This is a genomic window from Martinezella calliandrae, from assembly GCF_030272695.1.
GTDB classification, from domain to species: domain Bacteria; phylum Pseudomonadota; class Alphaproteobacteria; order Rhizobiales; family Rhizobiaceae; genus Rhizobium; species Rhizobium calliandrae.
The window spans coordinates 70,967-84,135 of record NZ_JARFYN010000009.1 but is presented as its reverse complement, the minus strand read 5'-3'; the positions used below and the strand labels follow the sequence as shown (position 1 = coordinate 84,135).

Here is a 13,169-nt window from a genome sequence, read left to right as displayed (position 1 = left end):
GCGTGGTCCTGAGTGATGTCACATCGGTGTTGCCTTGTTAGACATAACGATAATTGAGGTAAGAATTACGCCTATAGGTTTAAAGATGTTTGACGCCAAAATCGGATAAATACTTCCAACAGCTTCTCTATTTCGAGCATTTAATTCTGCTGAACTGTAGCCGGATCTTGGCGTTCCCATATCACCCTGTGAGATCCATATCAGCAATTGGCCTTCGATGTGTGGACCAGCGGTTCGATTTCCCTCGATCGGGGCTTGGGGATCGAGGGTCATTCAGACAAACTCGAGTTCTCGTTCCTAGTCGAATCCAGAGTCTGAGCCTATAGTAACTAATGGCCGCTGCTGGCATTTTTGAAAAATGCGCTAGCATTCATGTTCAGCTTCGAATTTGGCGGTGCCCGCGAAATTGAGATTTGACTACCAGGAAATTATCCGCGCGCTTAACGGCTGACCGCATCTGATGTCAGATCAATGCTGTGTGAAAAGGAAAAGCAATGAGGAATACAGCCGTCGCTGCCCTTGCGTTTGTGATTGCTATTTATGGCGCGGCGGCTAAAGCCGACGATACAGCACCGCCATCCTACGCTGAAACGACGCTCACCGGCGATTGGCACGGCTATCGCAATTGGCTTCGCGATGAGGGTGTCAGTTTCACGATGACGCAGACCAGCGATGTGCTCGGCAATGTCTCGGGTGGCGTTAGAAGGGGAGCTGCCTATGACGGTCTCTTCGAATTGCAGGGCGACTTCGACATGGGCCGGTTGGCAGGTTGGACTGGCGGTAGCATTCATATTTCCGGCTATGCCATTCAGGGTCAGGGCTTGTCTGGGAAGAATGTCGGCAATCTCCTGACCGTGACGTCGGTGGAGGCCGATTCGGGTGTCAGGCTTGGAGAATTTTATCTCTCGCAAAGCCTTATGAACGGCGCGGTGACGGTGAAGCTCGGCCAAATTCTGGCGGACCAAAATTTCGCGATCAGCAATACGGCCGGCCTTTTCGTCAACTCGACATTCGGATGGCCAGGCATTTTTGCCGCAGATCTTCCAGGAGGAGGACCGGCGTACCCCTTTGCTGTTCCCGGCGCCCAGATCATCGTTAAGCCTAACGGTGCCTGGACGCTGCAGGCCGCCGTCTTCAATGGGAGTCCAACCGGATCGGATCCGAATGGCAATGCCAATGGATTGGGGTTTCCAATTGGCGATGGCGTGCTTGCGATTGCCGAGGCGGCTTATGCCTATACGCCGGGGAAGGGTGATCCTGGCTTGCCGGGCACATATAAGATCGGTGCCTGGTATAATTCGGAGGAATTTGACAGTCTTTCCACGGCATCGAATGGCGTTTCCTTGGCCGATCCTTTGTCGAGCGGAAGCCCACGCCGACTCTCGGGCAATTTTGCCGTATATGCTGTTGTCGATCAGACGCTTTGGCAAGAACCAGCCAGCACCGACAATGGCCTCAGCGGTTTTGTCCGCATGGCTGTTGCGCCCCAGCAGGAGCGCAACAGCATGAACTGGTATCTTGATATGGGCCTTGCCTATAAAGGGCTTTTGCCGGGACGTGACGATGATACCGCCGGTGTCAGCTTTGCCTATGCCAGTATGAGTTCGGGCATATCGGATCTGGTAAAGGCCGAGAATGCCCTCAGCGGCGCATCGCAGCCGGTACCGAGTTCCGAAGCTGTGATCGAAACTACATATCAGGCCGCCATAACGCCATGGCTGTCGGCACAGCCTTTCTTTCAATATGTCATCCGACCCGGAGGCAACGCAGCCGATCCCAATAGACCCAATTCACGGATACAGAATGCCGCGATTTTTGGCCTCAGAGCAGTGGCAACCTTCTGATACGCAAGTTCACACGCTGAGACCTCCACCGGCGAAGTCGACGTGGTGCTGAAAGCCTCGTTGGAGCTTGATCACGCTGACGGTTGCGGTCTGGACAACTCTGCGAATGTCTCACGACCGTTGCCGTTGGATGGGATCGCCCTGATGACGGCGGCATCTTCGCTGGGCACGGCGAGTGGCGCGATTTCTACAGGTTTGCCCTGCCGACGATCTGAAACGGCACATGCCTTGTGGATATTAATCCTGCATTTTTCACGCAAACAGCTTGCTATGGCTTAACGCGACGACGCGCGATCTATTGCAGCTGCTGAAACGGGGAACCCCACGTGACGGCCGGGAGTCCCGGAGCACCCTTGGTCGGGAATGTGGGGCTCCCGTCATCCCATTAGAATTTTGATGCTGCCGTCAAAAAATCGTCGATCCGGTGCGTGGAGCCCATGGCCGCAAAACCCCGCTGCATCATGGGCGACTATTTGGCGAACGACCCAAAAAATCGATAGGCGATCTGCCCCGATCAATCCTGTGACTTTAGCCGCCCGCGCCGCGCCAACAATCAGATCGCCTACTTCGCCTGAGCTTCGACGCAATGGTGAATGTTGCCGGATCCACTCAAGTGCCGGCGCGCGAGCCGAACACGGCGGAATCGAGCCGGCAATGGGCGCGCGCTCGGCTTCTTCCCGCCACTACAGCTTGTAGCCGATCTTTCGCAGCAGGTCTTTGCGCCATGCAATGTCGATGTCGGTTTCGACGCCCACGGGGGAGGCGCCATCCACCACACCGAGCACGCCGCGGCCCAGCTCCGTTTGTGCAACGATCACCTGTGTCGGATTGGCCGTCGCGCAGAAAATACGGCAGACCTCTGGCACCGCACGCACCGCACCCAGCACGTTGACGGGAAAGAATCCTTCACCCAGGAAGATCAGAAAAGTGTGGCCCGCGCCACTGGCCGATGCATTGTCGCGTGCGAGGGCGATCGCGGCTTCGTCAGTACCCGACCAGCGCACCAGCCGCTTGCCAGAGGCCTCGCAAAAGGCCAGCCCGAAGCGGATGCCGGGAACCGCGCTCACGAGCGCCTCGTGGAGATCCTCCACGGTCTTGATAAAATGCGACTGACCAAAGATGAAGTTGGAAGCGTCCGGCTTAACAATGGGCACCACAGCAAGTTCCATGGCTGCGCTCCTTCAAGGTCGGCACGCGATGGTAAATAGGCGGACGAAAGGTGATTTCAAGCTGACACAGACGAACGATTGGCCTCTGCGCTCTGCCGCCTTTAGCCTCCTTGCTCTGGTCGGATGGCAGCGACGGTCGCCTGAAATGCCGATCCGCCGCGGTTCTCACTTGAGGGCCACATCACCGCATGCCTTGCAAAATACCGATTGCGCGGTTTTGATGGAGCGTGTTCTGCGAGAGACGAAAGCACGCGCAAAGATCGGAAATGCCGATAAAAATGTGAACATGGAAATGGATGCTGAGTTGTCCTGAGAATTGCACTGGGAGGAGGGCCCAATGACAACGATCCATCAGAGGCTGTATCGCGAACGGCTGACATCCGTCGAACGGGCGGTTGCCCTGATTCCATCAGGGGCAAAGGTCGCGATGCCACTGGCTGCGGGTCAGCCACCCGCCATCCTTGCGGCATTTGCCGAACGAGCCCGTGCGGGAGCCGTCAAGAATGTGCGGCTCTATTATCTCCTTTGTACTGGCGTTGCGGGTGCCAGCGTGTTCGATTTCGAGCTGTGCGACCGGATCGTCCCCATGAGTTACTTTCATGGCGGTGTGGAGCGCGCGCTCGATAAGAGACGATCGGCGCAGGCGTTGCCCGCCGTAGATCTGATACCCTGCCATTTCAGCCAGGTGCCGCGCTCGATGGTCGAGCATGTCGGCGTGGAAACGTTGATTGCGACCGTTTCTCCAATGGACGCGGACGGCAATTTTAGCCTCGGTGCCAGTACCGACTATTCGCTCGCGGTATCACGAAAGCCTGGGATCCAGCTGATCCTCGAGGTCAACCCAAAAATGCCCTATGTGCGCGGCAATTGCATGATCCCTATATCAAGCGTGACGGCGCTGGTCGAAAACGACGTCAGCTTGCCTGTTCTGCCAGCCGCTGCACGCAATGAAGTGGATGATGCCATCGGGGCGATCATCGCTGGCTTGGTAGAAGATGGCGATTGCCTGCAAATGGGTATCGGCGCCTTGCCTGATGCGGTGTGCTCCGGGCTTTCCCGACATCGCCGTCTTGGCATCCATACAGAAATGATGACGCCGGGTCTCGCCACGCTAGTCAAGACAGGCGTGGTCGACAATAGTTGCAAGCAGACACATCTCGGGAAGTCAATCTTCACCTTTGCCCTGGGAGATCAAGCGCTCTACGATTTCCTGAACAAAAACCCGGCAGTTGAGGCCTATCCGGTCGAATATGTGAACAATCCCTTCGTCATCGCGCAGAATAACCGGGTTGTATCGGTCAATGCGACGCTGCAGATCGACCTGAGTGGCGCGTGTAATTCGGAATTCATGAATGGAAGACAGTTCAGCGCATCCGGCGGCCAGGTCGATTTCGTGCGTGGCGCTTATGCGTCGCGGGGCGGGCGTTCAATCATCGCCTGTCATTCCACAGCAGCAAAAGGCACGCTCTCACGCATCGTTCCGGCGCTGACGGGACCGGTGACGACATCGCGCAACGACACACATATCGTCGTTACGGAGTATGGATGGGCAAACCTCAAGGGCAAGTCGGTCGCCGAGCGAGCAAGGGCGCTGATTGCGCTCGCCCATCCGGATTTTCGCGAGGAATTGGACCGGGCAGCTCACGGGGCAGGACTCTATGCCGCCGCCGCGGCAGAATCATGGACTTGAACACCGAACGTTGAGGTAATTATCCGCTTCCCGATCAATTGAAATCGGTAGGTTAAGTCACGACCGCGCTGACTGGTCCGTCATTCGTCTGAGTGTCCGATGTGATTGGTCGAAATCGATGGCATCGCTGCACATGTGCGCGGTGGGCTTGCCCGATTTTTTCAAGATAGTCGAAAATCAGCTTTGCGTGGAGCTCATCGTTCTCAGCTCGAGTGACGAGTAGGCTTGTGTTCTGCATGAGAGACGACTGTATGCCGAATCGACGGGCGTCGGTGCTGCGACTGTGAACAGCCCAAAAATGGTCAACAAATTATTAGCGGTAAGGCTTGCGCGCCGCGATATTAACTGCTTCAGGAAAATAAATGGGAATCTACTTTGCAAGGAGACGTGATTTCGTCTAGCCTAATAGTTGAACAAGCTATTGGAAAGTATATTAGCAAAGTATTATTATAGGGGAAGGGTTCAGTTTTGGGTTATAGAACGAGATTGATTGTAACGATCGGGATTTCTGCGGCCATTAGTTCTTTATTGAGCGGCGCTGCTTACGCCGTGACATTGCAGCAGGCAATTGACAAGACGATGAAAACCAATCCGCAGATCATGCAAGCTGCTCAGGATCGGGAGGCAACGGAGTTCGAGCTGCGTCAAGCGAGGGGGCTCTATCTACCTTCAGTCGATCTGGAGTCAGGTTATGGTCGCCGGAGACTTTCCGACGTCACGTCGGGAGCCCTGTCACGCACCACGGATTACCTCAATCCGGCCGATGTAAGCTTGACTATTACGCAGACATTGTTTGACGGCGGTGATCGCAAGGCACAAAAGGACAAGCAGGCGGCGCGTGTCGACGGCGCATCCTTTCGCGTCCAGCAGCGCTCAGAAGCCTTGGCGCTTGAAGTGACCCAGAACTATCTCGAATATATGCTGCAGACGGAAATCGTCGCGGCGGCGGAAAGGAACGTCGCGTTCCATAAACAGATGGTCGGCAACATCGAGGAAAGCATCAAAGGTGGTGCCCTCACCGATGCTGATCGTTATCAGGGTCGCGAGCGTCTGCAAGCGGCAAATGCCCGCCTTCAGGAAGCCAAGCAGGAACTGGATGCGACGAAGATCCGCTACCTTCAGGTCGTCGGCGAGCCGATCAGCAATGCGCAGCGTCCTCCCTCCGTAGCGCATTACCTGCCGAAGACGCTGGATGACGCCGTCTTCGTCGCCCAAAAGAACAATCCGCAGATTTCCTCGGCTAAGGCTGACGTCAACGCTGCTGACGCCGATGTCCGCGGTTCCAAGGCTGCCTTCCTGCCGAAGTTGGACCTCGTCGGCAGCGCCCGCATGGGTGACGATGTTGATGGCAACAAGGGCAACACCAACGACGTCCAGGTCGGCGTCGTCGCCAAGTGGAACCTCTATCACGGCGGCATCGATACTGCCCATCAGCAGGAACTGGTCCGTCGCGCCGCCGAACAGCGTTTTGCATTGAGCCAGAGCTATCGCGAGGTCGATCAGTCGGTTCGCTCCGCTTGGAGCGAGCGCACCAATCAGGCCCAGCTAGCCCATATCCTGGATGGGCAGGAAAAGACAAACGCCCAACTCGTGTCGTCCTATCGCGAGCAGTTCAAGGTCGGTCAGCGCTCATTGCTCGATCTGTTGGATGCTCAGAACACCCGCTTCAACACCGAGGTTTTGGCCAAGACGGCGGACGTCGCTTCGCTCTTTGCCGAATACAAGATCCTCGCAGCATCGGGCAGTCTGTTGTCGACGATGAAGCTGAAGCCGGTTGATCAGGCGACGCCTTATGCCCGTGATCAGTTCGCCGTATCGTCGAACACGGCTGATCCTGGTTACGCCAGATACGACTCGCATCAGAAGCCCGGCCTGCCGATGGATCTGCTCGAGCCGATTCGTTAATCGTGACGATCCAGATTGGTAGTACCCCATGTTGAACGTGGCACCTGACGTGTCTGCGAGCGTATCGCTTCGGTCGTTCAAGTCGGCATTCAAATCGGTCGCCGCGTTTTACGGCCGCCCGAGCTCGGATACAGTGCTGTTTTCAGGCGTTCCGGATGAGGTTCTGGAAGCCATGGAGCAGGACGATGTCGAGCGTCTGTCAGAACGCGTCGGCCTGCAGGTGCTGAAGCACAAAGAGCGCGATTGCCGGCTGGGCAATTTCGACTGTCCCGCCATCGTCACCTTTGCTGGTGGCGGCGTGCTCCCATTGCTCGAAATGGCCGAAAATGGCTCCTACGTCATCGACATCGCGCCAACAGCTGAAACGCCGCTCCATCTGACGCGGGACGAGCTTGCCGCGCTCAATCCACAAGCAGCCTTTGCCTTCACGCTCTTCTATCAGAATGCTTCGGAAGAAGCACGTGTCGGTCATGCGGTGGAGATAGAGAAGCGTCACTGGCTGGCGACGACGCTGGTGCCCTACTGGCGTACCTATGCCCGTGTCATGCTGGCGGCGCTGTTTATCAACGTCATCGCGCTGGCCTCACCGCTCTTCACCATGAATGTCTACGACCGCGTGCTGCCGAACAAGGCGTTTCCAACGCTCTGGGTGCTGACCGCCGGCATTTCCCTGGCTTATCTCTTCGATTTCCTGCTGAAGACGGCCCGCGCGGCGCTGATAGATTATGCAGGCCGCAAGGCGGACATGCGTCTGTCGCAACTGATCTTCGACAAGATCCTGAATTCGACGCTGGCGTCCCGCCCGATGTCGACAGGCGAATATGCCAACCGCGTGACGCAATATGAATTCGTGCGCGAATTCTTCACCTCGAACACTATCGGTGTGCTGATCGACAGCCTCTTCGTCGTCATCTTCCTGATCGTCATCTATTTGATCGCCGATTGGCTGGTCGTTATTCCGGCTGTAGCCTTCGTTCTGTCTGTCGTGATCGGTCTCGTGGCCCAGGCGCGGATTGGCAAGCGCATGGCGACTGCGACGAATGAAGCATCGCGTCGCCAGTCGATGCTCGTCGAGACAATTTCGACGATCGAGACATTGAAAAGCCTTCGAGCCGAAGCGACCATGTTGCGCCGCTGGCAAGAGCTGACGAAGTATTCGAGTCGCACCAGCGAAGACATCAAGCACATCTCGTCGAACGCCATCAACTTGACGATGTTGTTGCAGCAGATGGTTAGCGTGTTCATCGTCGTGGCGGGCACCTATGAATTCGCCGATGGAAAAATTGCCATGGGCGCGATCGTGGCGACCGTCATGCTGGCGAGCCGTGCCGGCGCGCCTTTCGGACAGATCGCCATGACGCTGGCGCGCTTTCGTCAGGCCACCATGTCGCTACGCATTCTCGACAAGATCATGGAACAGCCTGATGACCGACCTTCGACTGTCGGCTTCGTCAACCGGCAGATTCGCAGCGGCGGATTCAGCTTCCAGAACGTCTCCTTCCAATATCCAGGTTCCGACCAGGCGGTCATCAATCAGCTATCCTTCACCGTCACGCCTGGCGAGAAGATCGGGATTATTGGGCGCATCGGTTCGGGCAAGACAACGCTCGGCCGGCTGCTCGACGGGCTTTTCCAGCCTTCCAGCGGCCGGGTGTTGATCGATGGCGTCGATATCCGCCAGTATCACATGGCAGAGGTGCGCGCCGCCGTGGCGGTTGCCGGCCAGTCGTCGGACCTGTTTTCTGGCACAGTGAAGGAAAACCTGCTGCTCGGCCGGGCCGATGCCAGCGACGAGGAGCTGCTGGCCGTCTCGCGCATGACCGGTGTCGAGGAATTCGTCGCCGTCCATCCGCGCGGTTTCGACATGCCGGTCGGCGAGCGCGGCGCGAACCTGTCGAATGGTCAGAAGCAGGCATTGACCATCGCCCGCCTGCTCCTGACCCGGCCGAAGATCGTCTTTCTTGATGAACCCTCGGGGGCGATGGATCTGGCAAGCGAACGTCACCTGATCAACAAGCTGACGAGTGCGTTCGGTCCGGAAACAACGCTGATGGTGGCGACCCATCGCCACAGTATGTTGGAGCTCGTCGACCGGCTAATCGTTATCGACAAGGGCCGCATCATCGCCGATGGACCGAAGAACGCCGTCATCGAGGCGATGCAGCGCAAGGCGGTGCCCTGATGCGTACTCATCCTCAAAATATCCACGACAACCCTCCGTTTTTCGCCCGGCTGATCCTCGGCATCTGCGCATTGATGATCGCTGCTTTTATCGCGTGGGCGGCCTTGGCCGACATCGACGAGATCGCGCGGGGCGAGGGGAAGGTGATACCGGTATCCAAGACGCAGATCGTGCAGTCGTCCGAGCCCGGAATTGTTCAGCAGATCAATGTTAATCTCGGTCAGGTCGTCCATAAGGGCGATCTTCTGGTGCAACTGGACAATACCACGACGGAATCGACGCTTGGTGAGTCGGTGGCCAAGGCCCGCGCTCTCGGGGCCAAGGTTGAGCGCCTCGCCTTGGAGGAGGCAGGCACTTACGACGCACTATTCGTCTGCCCGGCCGATATTCTGGCCGCCGCCAAAGACGTCTGCGACAACGAGGAAAAGCTCTTCGAGGCGGATCGTGCCGCCTATCAGAACAAGCTTGATGTTCTCGATCAGCGTCTGAAGCAGCATCAGAATGAGCTGGACGAGGCTCATGCCAACATAGACCGCCTGACGCAGAATATTGCCGGCGCCCAAAAGCAGTATGATCTGCTGAAGCCGCTTGGCGAGAAGAAGCTTGTTGCCGAAACAGAAATCCTGAAGGTCCACCGAGACTTGGTCGACCTGCAGGGTCAGCTTAATGTCTATGTCGAAAGTCTGGATCGCCTACAGGCGGCCGTCAAGGAGGCTAACCTGCAAGTCAACGACCTCGGGTTGCAGCTGCGCCAACAGGCATTAACCGACAAGGGACAGGCACTGTCGGAGCTGTCCGTCGTCGACGAGACGATCCGTGGAGCATCCGACCGGGTGAAGCATACGGATATCCGTTCCCCTGTCGACGGCATCGTCAATACGCTGGAGGTCAATACGATCGGCGCCTATGTCGACGCCGGCAAGGTCATCGCCGGCGTCGTGCCGACAGCGGACAATCTGCTGATCGAGGCGAAGATTTCACCGCGCGACGTTGCCTTCGTTCGTGTCGGCCAGCCGGCGGTCATCAAGATCTCGGCCTATGATTTCTCGATCTTCGGTGCGCTGGACGGTACGGTCGTCAACGTCTCGGCCGACAGCCTAGTCGATAAGGACAAGAACGAGACCTATTACCTCGTGCGTATCAAGACCGGCAAGTCGGAGCTGGAGCGCGACGGTAAGCGGTATCCGATCATTCCCGGCATGGTGGCTTCTGCCGAGATTATGACCGGCCGCAAGTCGATCCTCGCCTATCTGATGAAACCGATCAACAAGGCGCGCTCCGAAGCGCTGACGGAACGGTGAGGGCGACAATGCGCAAGGGAGCCGGAAAGGAAGAAGTCGCGACGATGGCCCGCAGCGAAGCCTTGCCGTCTGTCGATGGTGACGAACTGGAGCCACGTTTCCGTGCCGTGACTGGCGGCGGCGAGCGTCGCGGCATTCGCTTGGAGCGGATCTATTGGGACGGCCTCGGTCGGATGTCCGAAGCTGGCGGCATCAGCATTGGCGACATCGTCTACCACACGGCGACCGATATGCCGGAGGCTGGCAATCTCGCCTCTTTGTTGCGCGTTCTGAGCTTCAAATGGGCGCTGAGCCGCCTGGACGCCATCGAGGACGTCGCGTCGCTGACCAATCTCAATGCAGTCCTTCAGGCATCGCCGACGCCGGCTGTGGTGTTGACGCAGGAGCGCGGGATCAAACTCTTCAACGATGCCTTCCTGAAAATGTTGCGCCAACGCCTGCCGCTGATTGATGACGTCCTGCAGACGGCGCGCACATTGCGCTTTTCTATCGACACCCAGGTCGAGGAAGCCTTCTCCGTCCTATCGGCCAATCGTGGCAAGACGCTGAACACCGGCTTCAAGATCGGCCTCGGTTCGCAATCGCTGACGGGTCAGATCAATCTGGCGCTGGCGCCGACGCACGAGGCCCCGATGCTGATCGGTTATATTTCCGTTTATTGAGGATGTCGTCGCTTTCGCTATCCGCGGTAAACGAACCCGATCAGTGGATCTCGCCTTCGCCAGGGGCCACCTTAGCGAGCGGCATTGCGGCGACAACCGCTTGCGCATGAGGATCGCGAGAACCGTGCAGATAGCCGCGGCCGGCGACGATCGAATAGAGCGGCAGGTATTCTGCAATGCGCCTATCGGGCAATACCTCATCGCGCATGTTGTCGAGGATGAGATAGTTGCCGTTGACAGCGACCGATAGAACGGCGTGATAGAAATGCCGCTGCTTGTCAAAGAGGATGACCAGCGCCATTTGGTCGAGATCGACGCCTGCCTTGTAGAGGGCCGCCATCTTTAATATGGCATAGTCCTCGCAGTCGCCCTGCTGATGCGACAGCGCCTCGCTCGGCTTAGCCCAGTAGTCCGTCACATGATAGGTATCCATGTCGCTGGCGTAGCGGATGGCATGATTGACGGTAAAATTGATTGTGTTGATCTTGTCGCGGATAGAGGCGCCGGCAGTCTTTGTCTCGGCGGCTGCGACGGCTGTTACTGCTGCGTCGCATCCGTCTGCGCTGCAATCAAGCGCTTTGCCGGACCGGATCTCGGCAAGCGGGCCCGCGAATTTGTCGAGCGCCGCAAGATGCTTGAAGGGAATGGCGACGGTTCCAAACACTGAGTCGCCAGTTAGGGTGTTGGTAGACTGTGCGGGATGTACCGGCTGCAACACAGCCATATCGTTTCCAGGAAGGCCGGCCGGCTCGACGGTGAGGCTCTGGCTTAGCGCGGCAAGTTCGATGCCCCCAATCGCCTTTGCCGTGTTAGCAGCGGCCGGCGCGAGGAAATCGATGACTGTGTCGAAGAGCGGATCCGCAAGCAAGTTCATAACCGGTCGGACGGTGTCGCTCGTCCCCGCAAGGCAAATCGTCGGTGACGAAAGACCAAAGGCAAGGGAAGCCGCAGCAAGTGCTGCAAGTATAGTTTTATTGGTCTTGCGTTCCATTGGCGCTTAATTCTCCCTGATTGAGAGAATAATGCGCGACATCTCTAAATTCCGCGTTCGGAAACGTAGGAAATCTAAGTATAAATTGAACGATCAAATAAGTATAAAATTCTGTAGGGTTTGGTGGGAAACCATTAAGGATGGTGTCGCCGTTGATGCCAAAGTCATCCGTTCCGGCGCGAGAACAAATGAAGCAGCAATTGCAGCAGCGACAGCGCGCTCTAGCGCGCACCTCGCTCGATGCAATTGGCCTGCTTCAGAACGATTGTGAGGGTTGCGCGGCGACCTTCAACTTGCCGCCGTCGATCGTATTGATCACCATTTTGCGCTCCGCCATGCCGGCGGCATTGAAGCGGAAGAGCCCTGTCGTGCCGCGGAAGCCGACCTTGCTCATTAGGTTTGCGGTGGTGATGGCTTGCGGCCCTTGGGAACGGATGAGGCCGGAGGCGATCGCCATGGCGTCATAGCCATAGGCGCCGTAGGTCGTCAGCGGGTGATTGAAGTGGCGCTGGTAGCGTTCGGCAATCAGTCCGCTGCTTTGCGTATCGTCTGTCGCGACAAAAGCGCCCGCCGCAGCCGACGCTGAATAGACCGATTGCGGCCATTTGTTGGTACCCACGAGCGCCTGCGCGGGAATGGCGGCACTACGCACCGCGCTCGCCACCGAACCAATTTCCGAGGTATCGCCGAGAACGACCACGATCTCGGCCGACTGGATGAGCGGCCGGTTCTTCGTAAGGATATCCGCGGCCTGGTCGCTTGCATTATAACGGCCTAGGCCCATGAAAGTGTTGCCACTATTCCAGATGGCGTTGCCCAACCTGGTGCTGTCGGATTGAGAAAGATCAGCCGGCACCAGCGCCGACACCTTCTTGTGACCTCCGGGACCGGCCGCCTTGACACCCTCGGTCGCGCTGTCGATTTCGTCCGAGGCAAGATTGAAGACATCGCCGCTGGTCCCGGCCATTGCACTCGCAAGGTTAAGCAATGGCGGACGCTGGACAGGGGAAATAGCGGCGATGGCGGCTGTTTCAGCCGGCGGCAAGTAGCTGACGATAAGCGCGGCATTACGGCCCTTGGCGGCGGCGACCTGCGCCGCAATTCCTGCGAGACCAGGGCCGACATCTTTTACACGCAGCCGAATCTGATTGTTGCCGAGCTCGCCGATGCCAAGCACTGCCCCGTCACGTACGTCGCGAGCTGGACCTTCGTAGAGACCTGCGGCGCCCTTGCGCAGCAGCAGCGTAATTTCCGTGCCGCTGACGTCGCCGTAAGTTTCCTCGATTGCGGTAGACGGCATCTTTACGTCGTCATTCTTGCTGTTGCTACTTAGGCCGGCACCGTCCATCTGGCAGCCGGCGAGGCCGGCGCAAAGGATAAAAACGGCACCGCGTGCTGACGGCCGAAGCCGTCTGCCCGGCAGCC

At 57.7% G+C, this 13,169-nt stretch carries 10 protein-coding genes; 6 read left to right on the top strand and 4 right to left on the bottom strand.

The features are described from left to right. Positions 1-18: 18 nt before the first annotated feature. On the bottom strand, positions 19-273 hold the full coding sequence (locus PY650_RS09110) for a hypothetical protein (RefSeq protein WP_285878826.1): 255 nt from the start codon (positions 271-273) through the stop codon (positions 19-21). A gap of 221 nt (positions 274-494) precedes the next feature. Here PY650_RS09110 and PY650_RS09105 point away from each other — a divergent pair, with 221 nt between their 5' ends. Then, positions 495-1,844: a carbohydrate porin gene (locus PY650_RS09105; RefSeq protein ID WP_285878825.1), complete on the top strand. Its 1,350-nt coding sequence runs from the start codon at positions 495-497 to the stop codon at positions 1,842-1,844. A gap of 683 nt (positions 1,845-2,527) precedes the next feature. On the opposite strand, the gene PY650_RS09100 is transcribed toward PY650_RS09105, so the two are convergent. Then, positions 2,528-3,013: an adenosine-specific kinase gene (locus PY650_RS09100; RefSeq protein ID WP_285878824.1), complete on the bottom strand. Its 486-nt coding sequence runs from the start codon at positions 3,011-3,013 to the stop codon at positions 2,528-2,530. A 337-nt stretch (positions 3,014-3,350) separates the two neighbouring features. Between PY650_RS09100 and PY650_RS09095 the strand changes: the two genes are divergently transcribed. From PY650_RS09095 to PY650_RS09075, 5 genes are all read left to right on the top strand, one after another. Then, entirely contained in the window at positions 3,351-4,703 is a 1,353-nt protein-coding gene (locus PY650_RS09095) for an acetyl-CoA hydrolase/transferase family protein (protein ID WP_285878823.1), read from the top strand. Between the two features lie 549 nt (positions 4,704-5,252). After that, positions 5,253-6,608 carry a TolC family outer membrane protein gene (locus tag PY650_RS09090; protein WP_285878822.1) on the top strand — a complete coding sequence of 452 codons (1,356 nt, stop codon included), beginning with the start codon at positions 5,253-5,255 and terminating at the stop codon, positions 6,606-6,608. Positions 6,609-6,636: 28 nt separating this feature from the next. Further along, positions 6,637-8,790, top strand: a complete 2,154-nt coding sequence (locus PY650_RS09085; RefSeq protein WP_285878821.1) for a type I secretion system permease/ATPase — start codon at positions 6,637-6,639, stop codon at positions 8,788-8,790. Next, entirely contained in the window at positions 8,790-10,091 is a 1,302-nt protein-coding gene (locus PY650_RS09080) for an HlyD family type I secretion periplasmic adaptor subunit (protein WP_285878820.1), read from the top strand. Before PY650_RS09085 ends, PY650_RS09080 begins: the two co-directional genes overlap by 1 nt. A gap of 8 nt (positions 10,092-10,099) precedes the next feature. Then, positions 10,100-10,753 carry a ribbon-helix-helix domain-containing protein gene (locus PY650_RS09075; protein ID WP_285878819.1) on the top strand — a complete coding sequence of 218 codons (654 nt, stop codon included), beginning with the start codon at positions 10,100-10,102 and terminating at the stop codon, positions 10,751-10,753. A 40-nt stretch (positions 10,754-10,793) separates the two neighbouring features. Here the strand turns inward: PY650_RS09075 and PY650_RS09070 are convergent, their stop codons facing one another. Together PY650_RS09070 and PY650_RS09065 are read right to left on the bottom strand one after the other, a co-directional pair. Then, positions 10,794-11,744 (bottom strand): transglutaminase-like cysteine peptidase, encoded by a 951-nt coding sequence (locus PY650_RS09070; protein WP_285878818.1) that lies wholly within the window; start codon positions 11,742-11,744, stop codon positions 10,794-10,796. A gap of 256 nt (positions 11,745-12,000) precedes the next feature. Beyond that, positions 12,001-13,044, bottom strand: a complete 1,044-nt coding sequence (locus PY650_RS09065) for a type 1 periplasmic-binding domain-containing protein (RefSeq protein WP_285878817.1) — start codon at positions 13,042-13,044, stop codon at positions 12,001-12,003. Positions 13,045-13,169: the final 125 nt, after the last annotated feature.